At 61.0% G+C, this 24,729-nt stretch carries 15 protein-coding genes, 2 tRNA genes and 2 rRNA genes; 7 read left to right on the forward strand and 12 right to left on the reverse strand.

Features of this window, described 5'->3' with window-relative positions; all coding sequences use genetic code 11:
• Positions 1 to 27: 27 nt before the first annotated feature.
• From BN3266_RS00430 to BN3266_RS00445, 4 genes are all read right to left on the reverse strand, one after another.
• A 23S ribosomal RNA gene (locus BN3266_RS00430) occupies positions 28 to 2,865 on the reverse strand.
• Between the two features lie 159 nt (positions 2,866 to 3,024).
• Positions 3,025 to 3,101: transfer RNA gene (locus BN3266_RS00435), tRNA-Ile, on the reverse strand.
• A gap of 82 nt (positions 3,102 to 3,183) precedes the next feature.
• Positions 3,184 to 3,259: transfer RNA gene (locus tag BN3266_RS00440), tRNA-Ala, on the reverse strand.
• A 94-nt stretch (positions 3,260 to 3,353) separates the two neighbouring features.
• Positions 3,354 to 4,882 (reverse strand): 16S ribosomal RNA (locus tag BN3266_RS00445).
• The 16S and 23S rRNA genes sit together here with 2 tRNA genes alongside, the layout of an rRNA operon.
• 839 nt (positions 4,883 to 5,721) lie before the next feature.
• On the opposite strand from BN3266_RS00445, the gene BN3266_RS00450 reads away from it, so the two are divergent.
• The 6 genes from BN3266_RS00450 to BN3266_RS00475 all read left to right on the forward strand — a co-directional run bounded on the left by BN3266_RS00450 (position 5,722) and on the right by BN3266_RS00475 (position 14,481).
• Complete coding sequence (locus BN3266_RS00450; protein ID WP_073261035.1) at positions 5,722 to 6,747, forward strand: ABC transporter ATP-binding protein; 1,026 nt, start codon at positions 5,722 to 5,724, stop codon at positions 6,745 to 6,747.
• Positions 6,747 to 7,454: an ABC transporter permease gene (locus BN3266_RS00455; RefSeq protein ID WP_021660029.1), complete on the forward strand. Its 708-nt coding sequence runs from the start codon at positions 6,747 to 6,749 to the stop codon at positions 7,452 to 7,454. The genes BN3266_RS00450 and BN3266_RS00455 overlap by 1 nt, the downstream gene beginning before the upstream one ends.
• 15 nt (positions 7,455 to 7,469) lie before the next feature.
• Positions 7,470 to 8,936 (forward strand): GldG family protein, encoded by a 1,467-nt coding sequence (locus tag BN3266_RS00460; protein ID WP_059002946.1) that lies wholly within the window; start codon positions 7,470 to 7,472, stop codon positions 8,934 to 8,936.
• Positions 8,937 to 10,331: a DUF4340 domain-containing protein gene (locus tag BN3266_RS00465; protein WP_059002947.1), complete on the forward strand. Its 1,395-nt coding sequence runs from the start codon at positions 8,937 to 8,939 to the stop codon at positions 10,329 to 10,331.
• Positions 10,332 to 10,476: 145 nt separating this feature from the next.
• A complete protein-coding gene (locus BN3266_RS00470; RefSeq protein WP_059002949.1) occupies positions 10,477 to 12,639 on the forward strand; it encodes a Tex family protein in 2,163 nt (720 codons plus the stop codon).
• Between the two features lie 141 nt (positions 12,640 to 12,780).
• Positions 12,781 to 14,481, forward strand: a complete 1,701-nt coding sequence (locus BN3266_RS00475) for a glycoside hydrolase family 13 protein (RefSeq protein WP_075109625.1) — start codon at positions 12,781 to 12,783, stop codon at positions 14,479 to 14,481.
• A 60-nt stretch (positions 14,482 to 14,541) separates the two neighbouring features.
• Here the strand turns inward: BN3266_RS00475 and BN3266_RS00480 are convergent, their stop codons facing one another.
• Positions 14,542 to 15,486, reverse strand: coding sequence for a LysR family transcriptional regulator (locus BN3266_RS00480; protein ID WP_044992904.1), 945 nt, complete (start codon positions 15,484 to 15,486; stop codon positions 14,542 to 14,544).
• Positions 15,487 to 15,765: 279 nt separating this feature from the next.
• Here BN3266_RS00480 and BN3266_RS00485 point away from each other — a divergent pair, with 279 nt between their 5' ends.
• On the forward strand, positions 15,766 to 17,244 hold the full coding sequence (locus tag BN3266_RS00485) for a cation:proton antiporter domain-containing protein (RefSeq protein ID WP_075109626.1): 1,479 nt from the start codon (positions 15,766 to 15,768) through the stop codon (positions 17,242 to 17,244).
• Positions 17,245 to 17,589: 345 nt separating this feature from the next.
• On the opposite strand, the gene BN3266_RS00490 is transcribed toward BN3266_RS00485, so the two are convergent.
• The 7 genes from BN3266_RS00490 to BN3266_RS00520 form a co-directional block, all read right to left on the reverse strand.
• Positions 17,590 to 19,329, reverse strand: a complete 1,740-nt coding sequence (locus BN3266_RS00490; RefSeq protein ID WP_059002950.1) for a HAMP domain-containing sensor histidine kinase — start codon at positions 19,327 to 19,329, stop codon at positions 17,590 to 17,592.
• 42 nt (positions 19,330 to 19,371) lie between these two features.
• Positions 19,372 to 20,073, reverse strand: coding sequence for a response regulator transcription factor (locus tag BN3266_RS00495; protein WP_438819059.1), 702 nt, complete (start codon positions 20,071 to 20,073; stop codon positions 19,372 to 19,374).
• Positions 20,074 to 20,113: 40 nt separating this feature from the next.
• On the reverse strand, positions 20,114 to 20,791 hold the full coding sequence (gene phoU, locus BN3266_RS00500; RefSeq protein WP_021660039.1) for a phosphate signaling complex protein PhoU: 678 nt from the start codon (positions 20,789 to 20,791) through the stop codon (positions 20,114 to 20,116).
• Positions 20,792 to 20,870: 79 nt separating this feature from the next.
• Entirely contained in the window at positions 20,871 to 21,653 is a 783-nt protein-coding gene (gene pstB, locus BN3266_RS00505) for a phosphate ABC transporter ATP-binding protein PstB (RefSeq protein ID WP_059002954.1), read from the reverse strand.
• A gap of 78 nt (positions 21,654 to 21,731) precedes the next feature.
• Entirely contained in the window at positions 21,732 to 22,598 is an 867-nt protein-coding gene (gene pstA, locus BN3266_RS00510) for a phosphate ABC transporter permease PstA (RefSeq protein ID WP_021660041.1), read from the reverse strand.
• Positions 22,595 to 23,536: a phosphate ABC transporter permease subunit PstC gene (gene pstC / locus BN3266_RS00515; protein ID WP_195891581.1), complete on the reverse strand. Its 942-nt coding sequence runs from the start codon at positions 23,534 to 23,536 to the stop codon at positions 22,595 to 22,597. Before pstC ends, pstA begins: the two co-directional genes overlap by 4 nt.
• A 162-nt stretch (positions 23,537 to 23,698) precedes the next feature.
• Positions 23,699 to 24,529, reverse strand: coding sequence for a phosphate ABC transporter substrate-binding protein (locus BN3266_RS00520; protein WP_059002956.1), 831 nt, complete (start codon positions 24,527 to 24,529; stop codon positions 23,699 to 23,701).
• Positions 24,530 to 24,729 lie beyond the last annotated feature (200 nt).

Below are 24,729 nucleotides of genomic sequence, written 5' to 3' on the forward strand. Positions count from 1 at the left end.
GAATAGACTGAATGAGAACCTCATCACAAGTTCAAGCCCTCGACCGATTAGTACTGCCCAGCTCAACACGTCACCGTGCGTACACCTGCAGCCTATCTACCTCGTAGTCTTCAAGGGGTCTTACCTGATTGACTCAGTGGGATATCTTATCTTGAGGTCGGCTTCACGCTTAGATGCTTTCAGCGTTTATCCGTTCCGCACTTAGCTGCCCAGCTGTGCCACTGGCGTGACAACTGGTGCACCAGAGGTGCGTCCATCCCGGTCCTCTCGTACTAGGGACAGCTCCTCTCAAATATCCTGCGCCCACGACAGATAGGGACCGAACTGTCTCACGACGTTCTGAACCCAGCTCGCGTACCGCTTTAATTGGCGAACAGCCAAACCCTTGGGACCGAATTCAGCCCCAGGATGCGATGAGCCGACATCGAGGTGCCAAACCTCCCCGTCGATGTGGACTCTTGGGGGAGATCAGCCTGTTATCCCCAGGGTAGCTTTTATCCGTTGAGCGACGGCATTTCCACTCACATACCGCCGGATCACTAACTCCAACTTTCGTTCCTGCTCGACTTGTCAGTCTCGCAGTCAGGCTGGCTTGTGCGTTTACACTCTCTGGCATGGTTTCCGTCCATGCTGAGCCAACCTTTGAGCGCCTCCGATACCTTTTAGGAGGCGACCGCCCCAGTCAAACTGCCCACCTGACAATGTCCTCCGGCCGGTTTCACGGCCGCAAGTTAGAATTCCAGCACTACAAGAGTGGTATCCCAAGGTCGACTCCACCAAAGCTGACGCCTTGGCTTCCCAGTCTCCCACCTATCCTGTACATGTAATACCGAAATCCAATATCAGGCTGCAGTAAAGCTCCATGGGGTCTTTCCGTCTTGTCGCGGGTAACCGGCATCTTCACCGGTACTACAATTTCGCCGGGCGGGTTGTTGAGACAGTAACCAGATCGTTACACCATTCGTGCGGGTCGGAACTTACCCGACAAGGAATTTCGCTACCTTAGGACCGTTATAGTTACGGCCGCCGTTCACTGGGGCTTCGGGTCAAAGCTTGCACTCATCTCCTTAACCTTCCAGCACCGGGCAGGTGTCAGCCCCTATACTTCATCTTTCGATTTAGCAGAGACCTGTGTTTTTGCTAAACAGTCGCCTGGCTCTATTCTCTGCGGCTCATGTTTCCATGAGCACCCCTTATCCCTAAGTTACGGGGTCAATTTGCCGAGTTCCTTAACAACCCTTCTCCCGTTGGCCTTAGAATCTTCTTCCTACCTACCTGTGTCGGTTTGCGGTACGGGCACCTCAGTTGTTCCCAGAGCTTTTCTCGCCTCCGTCCAAGCATGCTTCCCTACTAAATTTCAGTCCCTTACGCCCGGGTCTACCATCGCCCGGGTCATGCCCTTTCAGAGTGTCCCTCTGCTTAAAACTTTCGGTGGTTACGGAATCTCTACCGTATGTGCATCGGCTACGCCTTTCGGCCTCACCTTAGCTCCCGACTAACTTGGAGCGGACGAACCTTCCTCCAAAAACCTTAGGCTTTCGGCCATCATGATTCTCACATGATTCGCGCTACTCATTCCGGCATTCTCACTCCCATGCAGTCCACCACCGCTTCCGCTATGGCTTCACCCCGCATGCGACGCTCCCCTACCCATCGTCTAAGACGATGCCCAAGCTTCGGTACAGGTTTTAGCCCCGTTACATTTTCGGCGCAGGGGCACTCGACTAGTGAGCTATTACGCACTCTTTTAATGTATGGCTGCTTCTAAGCCAACATCCTAGTTGTCTGTGCACCCCCACATCCTTTTCCACTTAAACCTGTTTGGGGACCTTAGCTGTGGGTCTGGGCTGTTTCCCTCTTGACTATGAAACTTATCTCCCATAGTCTGACTCCTGCGCATCGATTTTCCGGCATTCTTAGTTTGATAGGGTTCAGTAACCTCTCGGCCCCTAGCCCATTCAGTGCTTTACCTCCGGAAATCTAACGCAAGGCTAGCCCTAAAGCTATTTCGGGGAGAACCAGCTATATCCGGGTTCGATTAGAATTTCTCCGCTATCCACACCTCATCCGCCACTTTTTCAACAGGGGTCGGTTCGGTCCTCCATTGGGTCTTACCCCAACTTCAACCTGGACATGGATAGGTCACCCGGTTTCGGGTCATATACATGCAACTAATTCGCCCTATTCAGACTCGGTTTCCCTGCGGCTTCAGGCCTTAAGCCCTTAACCTCGCTGCATACATACACTCGCCGGACCGTTCTACAAAAAGTACCATATCACACTTTGACGTGCTCTATGTGCTTGTAGGCACAGGGTTTCAGGTTCTATTTCACTCCCCTCCCGGGGTTCTTTTCACCTTTCCTTCACAGTACTATACGCTATCGGTCACCAGGTAGTATTTAGGCTTGGAGGGTGGTCCCCCCGGCTTCCCACGGGATTCCTCGTGTCCCGCGGTACTCTGGATCCTGCTCGGTGTGCTCGCTTTTCAGATACGGGGCTCTCACCCTCTCTGGCCGGCCTTCCCATGCCGTTCTCTTAAACTCACACAATCCTAAATGCAGTCCACAACCCCAAGGGTATTTCTACCCCTGGTTTGGCCTCTTCCGATTTCGCTCGCCACTACTTTCGGAATCTCGTTTGATTTCTCTTCCTCGCCCTACTTAGATGTTTCAGTTCAGGCGGTTCACCTCCTGCACCTATGTATTCAGTACAGGATACCTAGACATGACTCTAGGTGGGTTGCCCCATTCGGACATCCGCGGATCAATACTTATTTGCAGCTCCCCGCGGCTTTTCGCAGCTTATCGCGTCCTTCATCGTCTCCTGGTGCCAAGGCATTCGCCCTGCGCCCTTCTTAGCTTGACCTTTTTTCTTCGGCTGTTCTCTCGACATAAATTGTAGTGTACCTAAAAACTTTCGCCTTTAGTTACCCTTTAGATTTCTATCGCAGTCTATTGCTTTATTCAGTTTTCAAGGTGCATTTTTGCTTGAGTCTTCCTTGTCTTTGCCCGGTTTCCCAGGCCGTGGTGGGCTCAAGTGGACTCGAACCACCGACCTCACGCTTATCAGGCGTGCGCTCTAACCACCTGAGCTATGAGCCCATACTCAAGGGCGCTCCGCTTTCCTAGAAGTCAGTACTCCTTGTCCCTCCCACGATCACCTCTCGGCTCTCGCGTCCACCAATGGTGGAGATGAGGAGGCTCGAACTCCTGACCCCCTGCGTGCAAGGCAGGTGCTCTCCCAGCTGAGCTACACCCCCGTCTTCAACAAGGTTCCTCTTGCCTGAAAGTCTGTCTTCACAGACCTTCAAAATTGAACAATACTTGAAGCTCGAACGTCCCTCTCTTCCTTAGAAAGGAGGTGATCCAGCCGCACCTTCCGATACGGCTACCTTGTTACGACTTCACCCCAATCACCAGCCCCACCTTCGGCAGCGTCCCCCTTGCGGTTAGACTACTGACTTCGGGTGTTACCGGCTCTCATGGTGTGACGGGCGGTGTGTACAAGGCCCGGGAACGTATTCACCGCGGCATGCTGATCCGCGATTACTAGCAATTCCGACTTCATGCAGGCGAGTTGCAGCCTGCAATCCGAACTGAGACCGCTTTTATAGATTCGCTCCACCTCGCGGTTTCGCTGCTCGTTGTTTGCGGCCATTGTAGTACGTGTGTAGCCCAGGTCATAAAGGGCATGATGATTTGACGTCATCCCCACCTTCCTCCGTTTTGTCAACGGCAGTCCCGTTAGAGTGCTCTTGCGTAGCAACTAACAGTAAGGGTTGCGCTCGTTGCGGGACTTAACCCAACATCTCACGACACGAGCTGACGACAACCATGCACCACCTGTCTTACCGTCCCCGAAGGGAACTCCCAATCTCTTGGGATAGCGATAGATGTCAAGACCTGGTAAGGTTTTTCGCGTTGCTTCGAATTAAACCACATACTCCACTGCTTGTGCGGGCCCCCGTCAATTCCTTTGAGTTTCAACCTTGCGGTCGTACTCCCCAGGTGGATTACTTATTGTGTTAACTCCGGCACGGAGGGGGTTATCCCCCCACACCTAGTAATCATCGTTTACGGCATGGACTACCAGGGTATCTAATCCTGTTTGCTCCCCATGCTTTCGAGCCTCAGCGTCAGTAAAAGCCCAGCAGGCCGCCTTCGCCACTGGTGTTCCTCCCGATATCTACGCATTCCACCGCTACACCGGGAATTCCGCCTGCCTCTACTTCACTCAAGAACCACAGTTTTGCGCGCAGTTCAGGGGTTGAGCCCCTGCATTTCACACGCAACTTATGATCCCGCCTACACTCCCTTTACACCCAGTAATTCCGGACAACGCTCGCCATCTACGTATTACCGCGGCTGCTGGCACGTAGTTAGCCATGGCTTCCTCCTGTGGTACCGTCATTATCGTCCCACAAGACAGAGGTTTACAATCCGAAAACCTTCTTCCCTCACGCGGCGTCGCTGCATCAGGGTTCCCCCCATTGTGCAATATTCCCCACTGCTGCCTCCCGTAGGAGTCTGGGCCGTGTCTCAGTCCCAATGTGGCCGTTCAACCTCTCAGTCCGGCTACTGATCGTTGCCTTGGTGGGCCGTTACCCCGCCAACTAGCTAATCAGACGCGAGCCCATCTCAGAGCGGATCATAGATCCTTTCTTAGCCAGGGGATGTCCCCCGACCACCGTATGCGGTATTAGCAGTCGTTTCCAACTGTTGTCCCCCACTCCGAGGCAGGTTGCTCACGTGTTACTCACCCGTCCGCCACTAACAACATCCATCTTCCTAGCAAGCTATTCCGTCGGATGTGTCCGTTCGACTTGCATGTGTTAGGCGCGCCGCCAGCGTTCGTCCTGAGCCAGGATCAAACTCTTTATCAAAGTTGTATCTAAACAGTGTTCCCACCGTTCAAACCTAAGCTCATTTCAAACTTGACGTTTAAAATTACTTCGCTTGGTGTTGTCTCTCAAAGAGACGCATCCAGTCCGTGATAGACCGGATTTTTAGGTCCGTTCAAGCTTCAGTATTGTTCAATTTTCAAGGTCCGTTCGGCATCTCGCCGTGCCTTTTATTATATCTCGCTGCCTTCTTTTTGTCAACCCCTTTTTTCTCGCCTCTCAGCTCAAATCCCAGGGCCCACTCCTCGGAAACCGCACTCCCGTGCGCTTCCCTCGCGGACAGCTTTTGTATAATACCACAGCATGCAACCGCCTGTCAACCGCTTTTCCGAGAGTTTTCAAAAAAACTTTCCAGCTTGTCCCTAGAGTATTTTTTGACAGGTTGTAGCCCGGTCTCCCCCTTCAATTTATACCGGATGTAGAGTCCGGTCGAAGGGCGTCGCCCCGACCCCATTTGGCCCATTTAATAGGAAGACAAATGCAAATGGGCGGCGTGGATCGCTGTGACACGGGGAAAGTCTGCCCCTGAGCAGTCAGAAATATACACCCTCTTTTCCCTTTTTGCAAAAAATGTTGGGACAAAGGGCGGCGGGCTTCACCCACTTTTCACAAAGGAATGGGGGCAAATTCATTGCCGAATGGGGGCAATTCGTATATAATGGGAAAGTGTATTCGGTGCGGCGGGGAGCCATTTCCCGCCGGCCGGTCCGCTGGCACAGCCGGGCAGAGACAAGGCGCCCCGGCGGCGGCAGGGCCGCAAACCACTCTATCAATACGGCCGGATGGGCGACCGCCCGGCCAGGAAAGGCGCGGTTATCAAGATGATAGAAGTCAAAAACCTCGTGAAGCAGTACGGCAGCAAGCGCGCTGTGGACGACATCAGCTTCACCATCAACAAGGGGGAGATCCTGGGCTTTTTGGGGCCCAACGGTGCCGGCAAATCCACCACCATGAACATGATCACCGGCTACCTCTCCTCCACCTCGGGGACCGTCCTCATCGACGGCCACGACATCCTGGAGGAGCCGCTGGAGGCGAAGAAGCACATCGGCTATCTGCCCGAGCTGCCGCCGCTCTACCTGGACATGACGGTGAAGGAGTACCTGGGCTTTGTCTACGAGCTGAAAAAGTGCACCCTGCCCCGGGAACAGCACCTGGCGGAGATCTGCCGCACGGTGAAGATCGAGCACGTCTATGGGCGGCTGATCAAAAACCTCTCCAAGGGCTACAAGCAGCGCGTGGGGGTGGCCGGCGCCCTGGTAGGGGCCCCCGACGTGCTGATTCTCGACGAGCCCACCGTGGGCCTTGACCCCCAGCAGATCATCGACATTCGCAACCTGATCAAAGACCTGGGGAAAAAGCACACCGTCATCCTCTCCTCCCACATCCTGCCAGAGGTGCAGGCCATCTGCGAACGGGTGATCGTCATCAACAAGGGCAAGTTGGTTGCCGACGACACGCCGGACAACCTCTCCCGCAGCCTGGCGGGCAACACCAAGCTGCAGGCGCGGATCGTCGGCCCCCAGAGCGAGGTGGTGGCCGCCGTCAGCGCCATGGACGGGGTGGCCCGGGTCCTGCCGCTGGGCGAAAAGACCGATGGCTCGGTGGAGTACACCATTGAGCCCGAGGAGGGCAAGGACGTGCGCGCCGGCCTCTTCGACCTGCTGAGCAAACAGGGCTGGCAGATGCTGGGCCTGAAGGGGAGCGAGATGTCCCTGGAGGACATCTTCCTGCACCTGATCCAGGACGATGCCCAGACCTCGAAAGAGGAGAAGAGCGAGGGCAAGAAGCGGCGCTTCTCCTTCGGCCGGAAGAAAAAAGAGACAGACGGAGGGGATGAGGAGTAATGAAAGCGATTTTCAAGCGGGAGTTCCGCGCCTATTTCACCTCGACCATCGGCTACATCTACCTGGCGGCCTTCTTCGCCTTTTCCGGCTTCCTCTTTTACAGCAACAACATCGCCGAAAAGACCACCAGCATGTACTCGCTGTTCACCTACCTCTTCAACGCAAACTTTGTCCTGGTGCCCATCCTCACCATGCGGATGTACAGCGAGGACAAAAAGCAGAAGACCGACCAGCTGCTGCTGACCTCCCCCGTGACCCTGGGGGGACTGGTGGGGGGCAAGTTCCTCTCGGCCTTCAGCATGTACATGTGCGGCGGAGTGGTGACCCTGCTCTACGCCCTGGTGATGTCGGGCTACTCGGCCGTGCCGTGGGGGACCATCCTCACCTCCTTCCTGGGCTTTGCCCTGGCGGGGGCGGCGCTGATCGCCATCGGCGGCTTCATCTCGGCCCTGACGGAAAACCAGATCGTGGCGGTCATCATCAGCTTTATTTTCAACTTCTTCTACATCCTCTACTTCGACACCCTGGCCAAGGCGATCACCGTGACCCCCATCAGCAAGGCCATGCTGGGCCTTTCCATCACCCAGTACTACGCCAACTTCACCATCGGCCTCATCGACCTGCCGTCGGTGCTGTTTATGCTGACCCTGACCGGCCTGTTCATATTCTTCACCATTCGGATTATCGACAAGCGCCGCTGGAGCTGATAGGAGATGCAACCAATGAAGAAAAGCAAGAAATTTCGATACGGCAGCTTTGCCACCCTGCTCACCCTGGGCGTACTGGTGATCGCCATTGCGGTGAACGTGGCGGTGAACCTGTTGAGCCAGCGCGTCACCCTGCGGCTGGACACCACCGCCTCCTCCGCCTTCAACATCAGCGAAGAGGTGGACGAGCTGCTGGCGAACCTCGACCAGCCGGTGACCATCTACGTGCTCAACGACGAGGCCAACTTTGTGGCCGGCGGCACCGGCAACTCGGCCGCCAAAGACCCCAGCTTCACCCAGGCCAACGAGGTCTTTAAGTACTTTGCCAACGCCAACGACCAAATCACCCTGCAGTACGTCAACATGGTGCGCGACCCCAACTTCCAGTCGCAGTTCAGCGACCTGACTTTGCAGCAAAACGACGTGCTGGTGGTCAGCGGCGACCGGAAGATGCAGATCAGCTCGGTGGACCTGTTCAACACCCAGGTGGTGGCCAACAGCTACCTGCGGATCCTCTCCTCCAAGGCGGAGAACGCCCTGGCCTCGGCCATCCTGGTGGTCACCTCCGAAAACACCACCAAGGTCTCGCTGCTCACCGGGCACAACGAGTACGACGCCACCAGCGTCACCGAACTGCTGGGGCAGAACAACTACACGGTGAAGAGCCAGAACATCGGCACCGAAGCCATCGACCCCGAGGCCGACGCGGTCATCATCTACGGCCCCTCCACCGACTACTCGCCGGAGGAGATCGAAAAGCTGGACGCCTTTTTGCAAAACGGCGGGCAGTACGGCAAGACCGTCTTCTACTTTGCCGCCAACGACCAGCCCGAACTGCCCAACCTGGAGGCATTTTTGGAGGAGTGGGGCATCATCGTCGAGCCGGGCGTAGCCTTTGAAAACGGCAGTAACTTCATCATTCAGGACCAGTTCAACGCCGTCAACGTCCTCAACAGCGACTCGGTCTACACCGAGAACTGCCTCAACAAGGGCAAGGTGCCTTATATCCCCTACTGCCGGCCCCTGACCGCCGCCTTCAAAAACAGCGGCAGCCGCTCCACCACCATGCTGATCCGGATGTCCGCCGACTCGGGGATCATCCCGCCGGACGCGGACAAGAACGCCTCGATCACCGACTTTGTCACCGGCTACGTGCCCATCATGCTGCTGGGCCAGAACAAAGTCGAGGTGGGCGGTGAGCAGAAGACCTCCAACGTGGTGGCCTGCGGCAGCGTCTACTACGGCGCCAGCGAAATCATCCAGAACTCGGCCTTTGCCAACGCCGACTTCCTGGTGGAGCTGACCGGCACCCTCACCGGGCGGGACAGCCAGGTCATCATCGCCCCCAAGGACATGGCGGCCAAATACCTGGACATCGCCTCGGACGGGGCCAGCTTCATGCGCATCCTCTTCATCGGGGTGCTGCCGGTGGGCTGCCTGGCGGTGGGCGCCTTTGTCTTCCTTCGCAGGAGGCACCTGTAAATGAACAAACGCCAAAAGAAAACCCTGCTGATCCTGGGCGGGGTGGTGCTGCTGGCGGCAGTGCTGGTGGGCGCCCTGCTCCTCTGGCCCAAAGAGGGCGACGAGAAGGAGGGCAAGGTCACCATCCCCCTGAGCCAGCGCACCTCCGACCAGGTGCAGAAGATCACGGTGGAAAACGAGCAGGGCAGCTACACCTTTGAACGCACCGGCACCGAGGAGTGGACCGTTCCCCTGCTGCGGGACAGCGGGGTGCCCATCGACCGGACCGACCTGACCAACTGCGCCCGCTATGCGGCCGAGCTCTCGGCCGAGACCCTGGTGGCCGAAGACCTGGAGAAGGCCGCCGAGTTCGGGCTGGACGAGCCCACCGCCTTTGCCACCATTGAATACACCGACGGCGGCAAGCTGGAGTTGGAGTTCGGCGATCCCTACACCGGGAACAACGGCTACTACTTCAAACTCAAAGGGGAAAACACCATTTACGGCATCAGCCTGGCGCCGGTCTCCTTTTTGACCGGGTCGGTCCTGGACTTTGCCGACCTCTACCTCTCCCCCTTTGACGACACCTCCAGCGACAACGTCACCAGCTTCCGCTTCACCAACAAAAACGGCGCCTTTGCGGTGGACAACATCGGCGACCAGAACGTCATCGACGGCTACGGCACCTACTACAAGTACCAGATGACCTCGCCGGTCACCGCCTACGTGGACCCCGAGTACTTTCACGAGACCTTTGCCGACTTGATGCGGATCCAGGCCTCTTCGGCCAAAATCCTGAACCCCACCGAAGGGCAGCTGGCCGACGCCGGGCTGGACGAGCCCCTCTCCACCATCGAGCTGGGGGAGGGCGAGGACTTCACCCGCATCCTCATCGGCAAGAAGGACGGCGACGGCTACTACGCCATGAAGGAGGGCATCCCGGTGATCTACCGGATGGCCGACTACGTGGTCACCTGGCTGGACTGCACCCCCTATCAGATGGCCACCAAGGCCCTCTGCGCCCCGGCCATGAGCCAGGTGTCGGCGGTGGAGGTCGCCTTTGACGGGGAGAGCTACCGCTTTGACATTGCCGACGCGGCCCAAAGCAAGGCCACCTACGGAGGGACGGAGCTGGACGCCGCCTCCTTTAAAGACGCCTACAAGCTCTTTTGCAGCCTGCGCAGCGAGTACACCGCCGACGCGCCCGACCGCATCGGCGAGACAGAGGTGCAGATCACCTTCCACCTGAAAGACGGCAGCACCCGCCGGGTGGAGCTGTGCAGCTACGAAAACCGGCGGCTGGCGGTGCGGGTGGACGGCAGCGCCCAGTACGCGGTCCGCAAGGCCGCCGGCGACGCCATGAAAAACGGGGTCAAGGCCCTGATCGCCGGCGAGGCGGTCACCGCCGCTTACTAGAGACCCCCTTCCGGCGGCGACCCTGCCGGAGCACATTCCCCACAAGCCCTGACAAAGGGGCGGCCGCTGTTCGGCATTCCTGCCGCCGGCCGCCCCTTTTTTGCGGGCCGCGGGACAGAGAGCCTGAGAGAAGGGACGGGAGAAGATGGACATCAACCAGAGATTGGGCGCCGAGCTGTCGGTGGCCCCCAAACAGGTGGAGGCGGCCGTCAAACTCATCGACGACGGCAACACCATCCCCTTTATCGCCCGCTACCGCAAGGAGCAGACCGGGAACCTGGACGACCAACTGCTGCGCCAGTTGGCCGAGCGGCTGCACTACCTGCGGGGGCTGGAGGAGCGCAAAGGGGAGGTGCTGGCCTCCATTGAAAAGGCGGGGGCCCTCACCGGGGAACTGCGCCGGGCGGTGGAGAGTGCCAACACCCTCACCGAGTTGGAAGACCTCTACCTCCCCTACCGGCCCAAGCGGAGGACCCGCGCGTCGATGGCCAAGGAGCGGGGGCTCGCCCCCCTGGCGGACACCCTGCGCAGCGGGAAGCGGCCAGACGGCCGACCCGGCGGCCCTGCCCTGGAAGAGGCGCGGGTCTACTGCACCGGGGAGGAAGGGCTCACCACCCCCGAAGAGGCCCTGCAGGGGGCCATGGACATCCTGGCGGAGGAGATTTCCGACGACCCGACCATCCGCCGTCGGCTGCGGCAGTTTTTCACCGCGGCGGCCTCCCTCTGCTGCGAGGGGAAGGAGGGCTGCGCCGAGAGCGTCTACAAAAACTACCTGTCCTACCGGGAGCCGGTGCGCGCGGTGGCGGGGCACCGGGTGCTGGCCATCGACCGGGGCGAGAAGGAGGGGTTTTTAAAGGTCTCGCTGGACTTCGACAGGGACCGGGCCCTGGCCATCGCCCAGAGCAAATACCCCGGGGAGCGCCACCCCTACGGCGAGCTTCTCCGCCGGGCCGGGGAGGACGCCTTTGACCGGCTGATCCTGCCCTCCGCCTTCAGGGAGCTGCGGGCTGCCCTCACCGAGACGGCCTGCCAGGGGGCCATCCGGGTCTTTGGGGCCAACTTAAAACAACTGCTGATGCAGCCCCCGGTGCGGGGCAAAGTGGTGCTGGGGTTGGACCCGGCCTACCGCACCGGCTGCAAGATCGCGGTGGTGGACGCCACCGGCAAGGTGTTGGAGACGGCGGTGGTCTACCCCACCCCGCCCCAGAAGAAGGTGGCCGAGGCGGCCCGCACCCTGCTGGGCCTCATCCGCCGCTACGGGGTGGAGGTCATCTCCATCGGCAACGGCACCGCCTCCAAGGAGTCGGAAGTCTTTGTGGCCGACCTGATCCGGGAGAACGGGCTGGACGTCTCCTACGCGGTGGTGAGCGAGGCGGGGGCCTCGGTCTACTCGGCTTCCCCCCTGGCGGCAAAGGAGTTCCCCCAGTTCGACGTCTCCCTGCGCAGCGCCGTCTCCATCGCCCGGCGGCTGCAGGACCCGCTGGCCGAGCTGGTGAAGATCGACCCCGAGGCCATCGGCGTGGGGCAGTACCAGCACGACATGCCCAAAAAGGAACTGCGCCAGGCCCTGGAAGGGGTGGTGGAGGACTGTGTCAACACCGTGGGGGTGGACCTGAACACCGCCTCCCCCTCCCTGCTGGCACAGGTGTCGGGCATTTCGGCCGCCGTGGCCCAGAACATCGTCGCCCGGCGGGAGGAGCTGGGCCCCTTTGCCGAGCGGCGGGACCTGCTGGCGGTGCCCAAACTGGGGCCCAAGGCCTACAAGCAGGCGGCGGGATTTCTGCGCATCCCCGGCGGGAAAAACCCGCTGGACCAGACCGCCGTCCACCCAGAGAGCTACCCCGCCGCCAAGAAGCTGCTGGCCCTCTGCGGCTGCAAGCCGGCCGACCTGGCAGGGGGCGGTCTGGATGGGCTGGGGGAAAAGCTGGCCGCCTTTTCGGAGGAGGCGCTGGAAGCGGCCACCGGCGCCGGGTCCTACACCTTGAAAGACATTGCCCAGGAGCTGCAAAAGCCGGGGCGGGACCCCCGGGACGAGCTGCCCCAGCCGGTCTTGCGCCAGGATCTGATGGACATCAAAGACTTGAAGCCGGGGATGAAACTCACCGGAACGGTGCGCAACATCGTCGATTTCGGCGCCTTTGTGGACATTGGGGTCCACCAGGATGGGCTGGTGCACATCTCCCGCCTCTCCAAGCGGTTTGTCAAACACCCGCTGGACGTGGTGAAGGTGGGGGACGTGGTCACCGTTTGGGTGCTGGAGGTGGACACCGGCCGGGGGCGGATCTCCCTGACCATGCTGGAACCCTGACGGCAGGGGTCGAAAATTCACCCAAAGCGCTTGACAGGCGGCGCAAACTCCCGTTTAATGGGGGTAGAGAGATTTAGGGCAGGCAGAGGCCCCCTCTGTCATCACCTGAAGAGAGTCTATTCTTTTTAGGAGGAACAGCCAATGGAAACCAACAAGAGACTGATGCAGGACCCCGACTGGTGGCGCAGCGCCACCGTCTACCAGATCTATCCCCGCAGCTTCTTCGACTCGGACGGAGACGGCGAGGGCGATCTGGCGGGCATCTCCCAAAAACTCGATTACATCAAAAGCCTGGGGGTGGACGTGGTCTGGTCCTGCCCCTACTTTGTGAGCCCCAAGGCGGACAACGGCTACGACGTGGCCGACTACCGGGCCATCGACCCGGCCTTTGGCACCATGGAGCAGTGGCAGGAGATGGTGGACGGCATCCACGCCCGGGGGATGCGCTTTGTGATGGACTTTGTGGGCAACCACACCAGCGACGAGCACCCCTGGTTCGAGGCGGCCCGCCAGTCCAAGGACAGCCCCTACCACGACTACTACATCTTCCGGGAGGGGAAAAACGGGGCCGAGCCCTCCAACTGGGCCTCGGTCTTCGGCGGCAGCATCTGGGAGTACAACCAGCCCACCGGCGAGTACTACCTGCACACCTTTGCCGTCAAACAGCCCGACCTCAACTGGGAGAACCCCAAGGTGGTGGACGAGGTGGTAGACATCCTCAAGTTCTGGGTGGACAGAGGGGTGGACGGCTTTCGGCTGGACGCCATCAACTACCTCTACAAGGAGCCGGACTTCCCCGACGTGGAGCCGATGCCCGGCAGCAAGTACGGTTTTGCCAACCAGCACTACGCCAACAAGCCCCGGGTCAACGAGCACTTCCGCGACCTGAACGAGCGGGTGTTCGGCAAGTACGGGATGATGACGGTGGCCGAGGTGGCCTACGTGGACATGGAGACCGCCCGCCAGTACTGCGGACCCGACCGGCGGGAGCTGAACATGCTCTACCTCTTCGACCTGCTCAACATCGACCAGGAGGGTTTTGACAAGTTCTCCCCCAAGCCGCTGGACCTGCCCCTCTTTAAAAAGACGGCGCTGGAGTGGCAGCAGGGGCTGCACGGCCAGGGCTGGCAGGCCCTCTTTATGGACAACCACGACCAGCCCCGGGCCGTCTCCCGCTTTGGGGACGACGGGGTCTACTGGAAGGAATCGGCCAAGATGCTGGCCAACTGCTTCTACATGATGCAGGGCACCCCCTACATCTTCCAGGGCGACGAGATCGGAATGACCAACGTCCACTACGACAGCGTGGAGAAGTTCCGGGACGTGGAGGTCTTCAACACCTACGAGGAGCGCAAGGCCACCGGCGAGAGCGACGAGGCCCTGCTGAAGGTCTTCTGCGACCGGGCGCGGGACAACGGCCGCACCCCCATGCAGTGGGACGACAGCGAGAACGCCGGCTTCACCGCCGGCACCCCCTGGATCGAGGTCAACGACAACTACCGGCAGATCAACGTGGCCAGCCAGGAGGGGGACCCGGACTCGATCCTCAACTTCTACCGGGAGCTGATCGCCAAGCGCAAACAGTGGGACGTGATCGCCTACGGGGACATGGAGCTCTACCACCCCGACTGCGACAAGACCTTCGGCTACATCCGCCGGTTTGAAAACCAGGCCCTCTTCTGCCTCTCCAACTTCACCGGGGAAGAGCTCGAGTTTCACCTGCCGGAGGAGTTCTTGAGCGATCGCACCTCTGTGCTGCTGCAAAACTACCCCGGGCTGGTGATCGCCCCGGTCATCACCCTGCGCCCCTACGAGTCCTTTACCCTGGTAAAAGAGGACTAAGCCCCTTTTCCGCACACAAAAGCCCCCCTCCCGCCGCGGCGGGAGGGGGGCTTTTTCTTTTTACATCGGCGGTGCGGGGGGAAGGCCTTCCAGCCCCACCGCCAGGTCGGACTGCCCGGCCTGGATGGCGTTGTAGATGCTGCGCAGCTCCTCCAGTATCTCGGTGTGGGAGAACTCCTTGCGGTGCACCATGTTGATCTTGCGGGCCATGCTGGCGTTCTCGATGGGGACCACCGCCAGCCGTCCGGTGCGCTCCTCCTCGACACAGGCGCTGTGGCCGATGACCGAGACCCCCAGGTTGAGGGCCACCAGCTCTTTGATGGTGGCGACGTTGTCGATTTGGATGATGACGTTGAAGTTTTGGATGCTCTCGAAGTGGCCCTGGAGATAGCTCTCGAAGAGGCGGCGGGTGCCGGCGCTCTGGGAGCGGAGGATGAACTTCTCGCTCTTGAGCTCTTCCAGGCCGACGCTGCTGCGCTGGGCAAACCGGTGCTGGGGGGAGACCACCAGGCAGAGGTAGTCGGTGTCCAGCAGCACCGACACAAAGGAGGGGCCGTAGATATCCCCCTCGATGATGGCGATGTCGGCGGCAAAGGTGTGCAGCATATTATCAATTGTATTTATGGTGTCGGTAATGATATTAATGTGCATGTTGGGGTGGCGGTTGCAGTAGGTGGCGATGACCTGGGGCAGCAGGTTCTCCCCCACGGTGGGGGTGATGGCGATGGTCAGGTGCTTGATGTTTTTGCGGCTGTCTTTGAGCGCCTGGTCGGCTGCGGCGGAGACAGCCCAGGCGCGGCGGGCGTATTTCTCCAAAATCAGCCCTTCCGGCGTCAAAACCAGCTTTTTTTTGTTTTTGTAGAAGATTTGAATGCCGTATTTCTGTTCCAACATCTGAATGTGGTGGCTGACGGCCGGCTGGGTCAGGGCCAGCTTTTTGGCGGCGGCGGTGTAGCTGCCCTCGTCGATGACCCGCAGCAGGGTGATGATTTTGGTGTCGAGCACGGCGGTTGTCCCCCTCTCTTTGACAATTGAGCAATCTATTATCAATTGAATTTATATAACCTGTATAAAATATAATTTGATATTATCACACTTCTGACATATAATCAACGTACAGAGATGAATTGTAAAATTCATGTAAAGTTTTTGTCTTCTGGGGCCCTGTGCTGGGGCCGATGAACAGACCGGGCCGCTGTGCCCGGTCTGCCCTGCTTTAATCGTCGCCTCTCTGGCGCCTTTTATACAAACCCCTCAACCCTCTTATAAAAGGAGATGTGTCCCATGCTGGAAAACCTGCTGCAAACCAATCCCGCCGCCGCCATCGTGCTGACCTTGGCGGTCATCCTCTTCGCCGGCTTTGCCTTTACCCGGCTCACCAAGCGGCTGCACCTGCCCAACGTCACCGGCTACATCCTGGCCGGCGTGCTGTTGGGCCCCTACGTGTTGGGGGTGGTGCCCGCCGAGATGGTCACCCGGATGGACTTTGTCACCGACGTGGCCCTGTCCTTCATCGCCTTTGACGTGGGCCGCTACTTCAAGCTCGCCGCCCTGAAAAAGAGCGGCGCCCAGGTGCTGATCGTCACCGTCTTTGAATCCCTGACTGCCGGGGTGGTCATCACCCTGACCATGATCTTCCTCTTTCACCTGTCCATCCCCTTCTCCCTGCTGCTGGGGGCCATCGGCTGTGCCACGGCGCCGGCCTCCACCATCATGACCATCAAGCAGTACAAGGCCAAGGGCGAGTTTGTCAACATGATCTTGCAGGTGGTGGCCCTGGACGACGCGGTGGCCCTCATTGCCTTCAGCATCTGCGCGGCCCTGGCCCAGAACATGGAGGGGGGCAGCCTGGACTGGTCGGTGCTGATCCTGCCGGTCATCTTCAACCTGGTGGCCATCGCCATGGGCTCTCTCAGCGGCTTCATCCTCAACATCTTCATCAGCGACCGGCGCTCCAACTACCATCGGCTGGTGCTGGTGACCGGGTTTATCCTGGGGCTCTCCGGCCTCTGCATGCTGCTGGGGGTCTCTCCCCTGCTGACCTGCATGGCCATGGGGATGGTCTACGTCAACGTCAGCCACAGCAAAAAGCTCTTTAAACAGGTCGGCGGCTTCACCCCGCCCATCCTGCTGATGTTCTTCGTCCTCTCCGGGCTGCGGCTCGATGTGCCCTCCCTGGCCACCGCCGGGGTGATTGGGGTGGTCTACTTCTTTGTCCGCATCTTCGGCAAGTACCTGGGCGCCTGGCTGGGCGCCAAGATCGGCCGCTCTTCCGACGACATCCGCAAATACTTGGGGCTGGCCCTGGTGCCCCAGGCGGGGGTTTCCATCGGCCTGGCCGTCCTCGGCCAGCGGATGCTGCCGCCCGACATGGGCACCATGCTCTCCACCATCATCCTCTCCTCCGGGGTGATGTACGAGATGGTGGGCCCGGCCTGCGCCAAGCTCTCGCTGCACCTGAGCCACTCCATCCCCGAGGGGGAGACCCCGCTGGAAGAGGGCGCACCCGCGCCCGCCGGCCCCTGGGCCCAGCGCCGGGCCGCCCGGCTGCAAAAGCGGGCCCAGCGGGCAGAGGCCGCCCGGCTGCGGGCGGAGGAAAAGGCCGCCGCTCTGCGGCTGAAGGCCCAGCTCCAGTGGGAGGCCGCCCATCTGGGAGAGGAGCCGCTGCCCTTGGCCGACGGAGTGGGATCCCCGACCGACTCTCAGCCGGCTGCCGGCAAGGAGAAGAAAAAGGCCAAGGGCAAAACTCCCGCCCACGCCTAATTGGGCAGGGGCCCCTCGACACGCCCGCGCTTTGCGGCAATCAGCGCCACAGCCACCCGCCGCAAAAAACAGACCTCCTCCAAGACAGGGGGCCAAAAATCCGCCTTGCGGCGAGACTTTTGGCCCCCTGTTTTTTATCGATTGCCGGCAAAGGGGTTCTCCCCTTCGACGCCCCGTCTTGATACCCCCTGGCGGTCAAAATGAAACCGCCCCAGGAAGACCTCCGCGCAGCAGAGCACCGCGATGGGAACGTGCCGTGTCGGGTCACACCATTTGGGCATGCAAGCAGCTTTTGCCGCTCCTGCCAAATTTCCTGAAACAAGGCATCAAGGAAACGGTCTCTATTTACCGCTCCCGCCGGAGGACTGCGGTGACGGCTGTCCCCTTGCCCTCGGCGCTCTGGATGTCCACCCGGCCGCCGTAGAGGGCGCAGATGTGCTTGACGATGGCCAGCCCCAGACCGGTCCCCCCCACCTTTTTGTTCCGGTCCTTCTCTACCCGGTAGAACCGCTCGAACACCCGGCTCAGGTGGGCGGCGGGGATGCCGACACCGGTGTCCTCCACCGCGATCTGCACCTCTTCGGGCAGGGCGGTGAGCAGCACCCGCACCGAGCCGCCGGGGCGGTTGTACTTGACGGCATTGTCGCAGAGGTTGCCGATCAGGTCCTCCATGTCCTTTTTGGAGCCCCAGAGCCGCAGGTCGTCGCCTCGACTCTCCATTTCCAGGGAAATGCCCTGCCGGTCGGCCACCGGCTGCAGCCGCTCCATCACCTCGCCGGCCACCGCCGCCAGGTCCACCTGTTCGTTGCGGGGCACCTCTCCCTCCTCGTAGCGGGAGATTTTGAGGATGTCGCCGATGAGTTCGGCCATCCGCCCGGTCTCCTTTTCGATGTTGTGGAGATAGCGCTGCCGGGTCTCCTCCTCGGTGACCATCCCGCTCTGCAGCAGCTGGGCGAACCCGCCGATGGAGGTGATGGGGGTCTTGAGCTCGTGGGAGGCGTTTTGGAAGAACTCGCTGCGCATCTGCTGGCGGCGGCGCTCCTCGGTCACGTCCCGCAGCACCACAATGGCCCCCCGTTCCCCCTCGATCCAATCCGCCTGCACCGGGAGGACGCTGCAAAGCAGGGCTTTTCCCCCCTCTCGGTCCTCCAGGTCAAAGGCAGAGCCGAGGGATTCGGGTCCCTCCACCGCTGCCAACACCGCGTCGATGAGGGCCTTGTTGGTGGTCAGGTGGGAGATGGTCTGCCCCGCCGCCCGGCCCGGCGGCACCTGTAAAAAGGCGGCTGCCGCCCGGTTGACGGTGATGACCCGGGTGTCTTTGTCCAGGGCCAGCAGCCCCTCCTGCACATTGTCCAGCAAAAAGAGGGTCTTCTGCCGCTCCCCCCGCAGGTCTTTCAGGGTGTGGTCGATGTTTTCCGAAAGGGTGTTGATGCTGACCACCAGGGAGGCCAGCTCGTCGCAGTCGGGCAGGGGGAGACGGCTGTAATCGCCGTTGTCGATGTTTTGCAGCCCCTCCACGATCTCCTCCACCGGGCGGGCGATCTTCTTGGCCACCAACTTGGCCCCCAGGGCGGAGAAGAGGACGGCGGCGAGGATGCTGATGATCGCCGCCGGGAGGATGCTCACAAAGGCCTGGTTGAGACTTCTCACCCGCACCGAGGCGCGGTAGATATAGCCGTTGTCCGCCTGGACCGCCACATAGCGCAAACGGCCCTTCAGGGTGTCCGACCAGCGCTCGGAGACGCCGACGCCGCTCTCTTTTGCCTCGGCGATCTCCTCGCGGTCACCGTGGTTTTCCATGGTGGCCGGGTCCTCGTGGGAGTCCCCCACCACCCGGCCGCTCTGGTCGACAATGGTCAGCCGGGCGCCGTCGTAGTTGCTGGAAAAGGTCCTCGCCGCCCGGTTAAAGTCCTCGGTGGAGGTCTGCCCCTGGGCGTTTTCGGAGAGCGCCCGCAGTCCGCTGACCACCGAGGCCACCTGCTCGTCCTTTCTCTCCCGCTGCAAAATCGCCACCGACACCGCTGAGCAGAGGAGGATGGCCACCGTGCAGAGGAGGAGGGTCTTGCGAAAGATTTCTTTTTTCATCGGCTTTCCTCTCCCTCTCGCCGTCTCTCTCGATTGCAGGCCCTATTCGGCAATGAACTTGTAGCCCACCGAGCGGACCGTCTTGATGTACTTGGGGTTTTCCGCCGTGTCCCCCAGCTTTTGGCGCAGGGAGCGGATGTGCATGTCCAGGGTGCGGGTCTCGCCGATATAGTCGTACCCCCAGACCCGGTTGAGGATCTCCTCCCGGGGAAGGGCGATACCGGCGTTTTTCATCAGCAGGGCCAGGAGCTTGAACTCCTTGTTGGTGAGTTCCACCTCCCGCTCTCCCTGGCGGACCTCCACCCGGCCGGTGTCCAGCCGCAGATCCGCCGCAGAGAGCACCTCCGGCCCCTCTTGGGGCCCGCCGCTGCGGCGGAGGACGGCCTTTACCCGGGAGGAGAGCTCAAGGATGCCAAAGGGCTTGGTGATGTAGTCGTCGGCCCCCAGATCCAGCCCCCGCACCTTGTCGATCTCGGCGTCCTTGGCGGTCACCAAAATCACCGGCACCCGGGCGGTGAGGCCGTGCTCCCGCAACTCCTTCAGGGTCTCCAGCCCGTCTTTGACCGGCATCATGATGTCGAGGATGACCAGGTCGGGGACGGTCCCCTCCCGCTGGATCTGGTTTAAAAGGGCCTCGCCGTCGGGAAATTCAAAGGCGTCAAAGCCAAAGCTCTCCAGGGTGCACCGGATCAGTTCGCGAATGCCGCCGTCGTCCTCCGCAATGTAGATGCGCTGTTTCAAAATCAGGCCTCTCCTTTCCCCTTCGCACCCGTGGCCGGGCGCGCTACCTCTCTTCGTTCAGCTCTTCGGACTGGTGAACGCCGGTGACCAGGTACTCGACCCACTCGCAGACGTTGACCGCGTGGTCGCCGATGCGCTCCATATATTTGGCCACCATCAGCACGTCGATGGCCTGGTCGGCCGCCTCGCCGGCGGCGCCGCTGCGCAACAGCTCGATGAGCTCGTCCTTCACCCGGCCGAAGAGGGCGTCCATCTCGTCGTCCCGCCGGATGGTGGCCTGGGCGGCGGCCAGGTCCTGGCGGACAAAGGCGGAGATGCTGCTCTCCACCATCTCCCGGGCCACCCGCTCCATGGCGGGGATGTGCCCCACCATTCCAATCAGCTCCTGACCGGTAAAGCGGTGGCTCAGGTTGGCGATGTCGGCCGCCTGGTCGGCGATCCGCTCCAGGTCGGTGATCATCTTGAGGGCCGCAAAGACGCTGCGAAAATCCCGCGCCACCGGCTGCTGGCGCATCAGCAGCCGCAGACAGGTCCGCTCGATCTGCTGTTCCATGTCGTCGATGGCCTTGTCGCCGGCCACCACCCGCTCCGCCAGGTCGCCGTCTCGCTCCATGAGGGCGCGGATCCCCTCCTCGATGGCCTTCTGCACCATCCCGCCCATCTGCACCAGATCCAGGTGCAGGGCTTCCAGCTGTCTGTCAAAATTGCTTCGCGTCGTCACTCTGGGCTCTCCTCCTTCTCAGTATACCGAAACGGGCCTTTCACCGCAATCGCTGCGGCCACATTTTGGGGCGCGGCCATCATCCAAAGCGGCCGGTGATGTACTCCTCGGTTTTTTTGTCCCGCGGCATGGAAAAAATCTGCTCGGTCTCGCCGTACTCCACCATCTCCCCCAGCAGGAAGAAGGCGGTGCGGTCGGAGATGCGGCTGGCCTGCTGCATGTTGTGGGTGACGATCACCACCGTATACCGCTCTTTGAGGCTGCTCATCAGCTCCTCGATCTTCATGGTGGAGATGGGGTCGAGAGCCGAGGTGGGCTCATCCATCAGCAGGATGTCGGGCTGCACCGCCAGGGCGCGGGCGATGCACAGCCGCTGCTGCTGCCCGCCCGAGAGCCCCATGGCCGACTTTTTGACCCGGTCCTTCACCTCGTCCCAGAGGGCCGCCCCCCGCAGGCTCTCCTCCACAATGGCGTCGAGCTGGCGGCGGCCCTTGATCCCGTGACAGCGGGGGCCGTAGGCAATGTTGTCGTAGATGCTCATGGGAAAGGGGTTGGGTTTTTGAAAGACCATCCCCACCGCCTTGCGCAGCAGGGTCACATCCACCCGGGGGTCGTAGATGTTCTGCCCGCCGATGCACACCTCGCCGGTGATCTTCACCCCGTCCACCAGGTCGTTCATCCGGTTGAGGGTCTTTAAAAAGGTCGATTTGCCGCAGCCGGAGGGGCCGATAAAGGCGGTGATCTCGTTGGGGTAGATGTCCATATTCACGTTTTTCAGGGCCTGGCTCTCCCCGTAGTAGAGGTTTAGGTCCCTGACCGAAATGCCGCCCAGCCCGCCGGTGCGCGCTGCCTCATTGCTCATGTTGTTTCCCGCCTTTCTCGTCTGCCGGACACCCCGGCTGGCCAAACTTCGCTTTGTCCCCCAGCGGGGCCGCTCCCGTCAACCCTTCTTCTCCCGCCTGCCCGCGCCGCCCAAAGCCATGGTGAGGGCGTTGATGGCAAGCACCAGCAAAACCAGGATGGAGGCGATGGCAAAGGCCAGGTCGGCGCTCTCCCCCCGCCCCATGGCGTAGGTGTAAAGGGCCACGGTGAGGGTGCCGCCGGAGGAGGCCAACTGGCTGAAGAGTCCGCCGGTGAGCTTGTCGCCGATGCCGGCGGTGAAGATCAGGGCCGCCGACTCCCCCACGATCCGCCCCACACTCAGGATGATGGAGCTGATGATGCCGGCCTTGGCCGTGGGCAGCAAAACCGTTTTGATGGTGTGCCACTTGGTGGCCCCCAGACCGATGGCCCCCTCGCGAAAGCTGTCGGGCACCGCCTTGAGCGCCTCCTGCGTGGTGCGGATGACGGTGGGCAGCAGCATGATCATCAGGGTGAGGGAGCCGGCGATGATGGAGGTCTGCAGTTTGAGCACCGTGACAAAGAACATCAGGCCAAAGAGGCCGTAGATGATAGAGGGGATGCCGGCCAGGGTCTCCACCGTGAACTCGATGAGGCGCACCACCCGGCCGCCCCGGGCGTACTCGTTGAGGTAGATGGCCGCGCCGATGCCCACCGGAACGGAGAAAAGCAGGCTGGTAGCGATCATCAGCAGGGTGTTGACGATGTTGGGGAGGATGCCGATGGTCCCCTTGAGGACGCTGGGGGAGGAGGTGAGAAATTCCCAGCTGATGGAGGGGAGCCCCCGCGCGAAGATGTAGCCCACCATTGCCACCACCAGGGCCACGGTGGAGAAGGCACAAAGGTAGATGACCCCCTGGAGGAGGTGTTCGCCGACGCGGTGCCGGCGCCTGGTCAGGTCTCTCATCGCCGCTCCTCCTTGCTGTCTGATTTGATGATGCGGTTAAGGACAATATTGATTGCCATAATAAAGACAAACAGCACCAGCCCAATGCCGAAGAGCGCCTCCCGGTGCAGGCCGCCGGCGTACCCCATCTCCATGGCGATGCCGGTGGTCAGCAGCCGCACGCTCTGAAAGAGGGCGGGCATGTTGACGGCGTTTCCCGCCACCATGATCACCGCCATGGTCTCCCCCACCGCCCGGCCGATGCCCAGGACGACCCCCGCCGCGACCCCCGATTTGGCCGCCGGCAGCACCACCTTGAAGATGGTGCGCACCCGGGTGGTGCCCATGGCGAGGGAGGCCTCCCGGTACTCCTTGGGGACGGCGCGCAGGGCGTTTTCGCTGATGGAGACGATGGTGGGCAGGATCATGACCGCCAGCACCAGGATGGCCGAGAAGAGGGAGGAGCCGGAGGGCAGCCCGAACACCTTGGCCACCGCCGGCACCACCACGATCATCCCCACCAGGCCGTAGACCACCGAGGGGATGCCGGCCAGCAAACTCACCATGGCCCGCAGCACCGAGGCTGTTTTCCCCCGGGCGAATTCCGCCAGGTAGATGGCGGTGAACAGCCCGATGGGTACCCCGATGAGCACCGCCCCCCCGGTCGCCAGTATGGAGGAGAGGATCATGGGAAGGATGCCGAAAGAGGGGTCCTTGGTGGTGGCGGTGGGGAACCACTCGGTGCCGAAGAGGAACTCGCCTACCCCGATCTTGCCGATGCCGGGGGCCCCCAGCGCCACCATGTAGACGGTGATCAGGACCACCGCCACCACCGACAGGCAGCCGCACACTTTAAAGATGCCGCTCATCAGCGACTCGGTTGCCCGCTGTCTGATTGCCCTGCGTCCGGTCAGGGGGGCCGACGCCCCTTCCGGCCGACTGGTCTTTGCGCTCGCCATCGCTCGTTCTCCTTTGCCGTCTCACGTGTCGCCGCCCCTTTCCCTTTCAACCGCAAAATACGGACCTCTGTGCCGCGGGCGGTTGCCGGGCGAGTCCGCATTCTGCATTTGGAGGGGCTATGGGGTCGTGGCTATTGAACCTTTGAACTGGTTTGGGGGATCTTACTTGATGGAGATCAGCTTCAGATGGGTGACGATCTCCTGGCCCTCATCGCTGACGGCCCAGGCCAAAAAGTCTTTGGTGGCCTGCGAGGCGTTGGGGCTGGACACCATCACGAAGGGGCGCTTGAGGGAGTAGCTGCCCGACTTGGCATTTTCTTCGGTGGGCTCGACCCCGTCGATTTTCAGCCCTTTGACGGTGCTGTCCAGGGCGGACATGGACACATAGCCGATAGCGCCGGCGGTGGAGGACACCTTGGTTTTGACCGCGCCGGTCTCGTTGAGCTCCTCGGCGTACTTGCAGGCGTCTTCAATGCCCAGCAGCTCTTCAAAGGCGCCCCGGGTGCCGGAACCGGCCTCACGGCCCATCACCACGATGGCCGCGTCCTCGCCGCCCACCTCTTTCCAGTTGGTGATCTCGCCGGTGAAGATTTTTTTCAGTTGGTCGGCGCTCAGGTCCTCGACCTTGTTCTGGGCGTTGGCGATGACGGCGATGCCGTCGATGGCCACCACCGTCTCGGTCAGGCCCTTGGCCTTCTCGTCGTCCTTGAGGTCGCGGGAGACGTTGCCGATGTCGGAAACGCCCTCCGCCACATTCTTAAAGCCGACGGAGGAACCGCCCACCTCAACGGTGATGGTGGCGCCGGTCTTCTCGCCGTAGGCCTCCGAAAAGCCCTTGGCCAATTCCTCCATCGAGGTGGAGCCGGACATCTTGATGGTCTTGGGAGTGCCGTCCGCAGAGCTGCCGCCCTGGTCTCCGGCGTCGCTGCCGCACCCGGCAAAAGCGGTCAGGGCGATGGCGGCCACCGCCAACAGCGCAATGATTTTTTTCATGGTCTCTCTCCTCACTTCTCACGTCATATCTGGTTTCTTTCCATGGCTCTATTGTAGAGCGGCGCGGGGGCGGCCAACACCCCGTTTGGGTAAAGGGTTTGTAAAAGCCGGGTAAAGCAGCTATCCTGCGCGCCCCCCGTCACCGCCAGTTTACCCCGCCTTGACAGGCGCCATTCCCATCCCCCTGCCTAGCCCTGCCG

This window comes from Bittarella massiliensis (ex Durand et al. 2017) (genome assembly GCF_001486165.1).
GTDB classification, from domain to species: domain Bacteria; phylum Bacillota; class Clostridia; order Oscillospirales; family Ruminococcaceae; genus Bittarella; species Bittarella massiliensis.

What these genes read in the sequence shown, in the direction of transcription:
- BN3266_RS00465 (WP_059002947.1), top strand. Translation starts at nt 8,937, where the DNA reads ATGAACAAACGCCAAAAGAAAACCCTGCTGATCCTGGGCGGGGTGGTG.
- BN3266_RS00485 (WP_075109626.1), top strand. Translation starts at nt 15,766, where the DNA reads ATGCTGGAAAACCTGCTGCAAACCAATCCCGCCGCCGCCATCGTGCTG.
- BN3266_RS00460 (WP_059002946.1), top strand. Translation starts at nt 7,470, where the DNA reads ATGAAGAAAAGCAAGAAATTTCGATACGGCAGCTTTGCCACCCTGCTC.
- BN3266_RS00455 (WP_021660029.1), top strand. Translation starts at nt 6,747, where the DNA reads ATGAAAGCGATTTTCAAGCGGGAGTTCCGCGCCTATTTCACCTCGACC.
- pstB (WP_059002954.1), bottom strand. Translation starts at nt 21,653, where the DNA reads ATGAGCAATGAGGCAGCGCGCACCGGCGGGCTGGGCGGCATTTCGGTC.
- pstA (WP_021660041.1), bottom strand. Translation starts at nt 22,598, where the DNA reads ATGAGAGACCTGACCAGGCGCCGGCACCGCGTCGGCGAACACCTCCTC.
- pstC (WP_195891581.1), bottom strand. Translation starts at nt 23,536, where the DNA reads ATGGCGAGCGCAAAGACCAGTCGGCCGGAAGGGGCGTCGGCCCCCCTG.
- BN3266_RS00450 (WP_073261035.1), top strand. Translation starts at nt 5,722, where the DNA reads ATGATAGAAGTCAAAAACCTCGTGAAGCAGTACGGCAGCAAGCGCGCT.
- BN3266_RS00490 (WP_059002950.1), bottom strand. Translation starts at nt 19,329, where the DNA reads ATGAAAAAAGAAATCTTTCGCAAGACCCTCCTCCTCTGCACGGTGGCC.
- BN3266_RS00520 (WP_059002956.1), bottom strand. Translation starts at nt 24,529, where the DNA reads ATGAAAAAAATCATTGCGCTGTTGGCGGTGGCCGCCATCGCCCTGACC.
- BN3266_RS00470 (WP_059002949.1), top strand. Translation starts at nt 10,477, where the DNA reads ATGGACATCAACCAGAGATTGGGCGCCGAGCTGTCGGTGGCCCCCAAA.
- BN3266_RS00475 (WP_075109625.1), top strand. Translation starts at nt 12,781, where the DNA reads ATGGAAACCAACAAGAGACTGATGCAGGACCCCGACTGGTGGCGCAGC.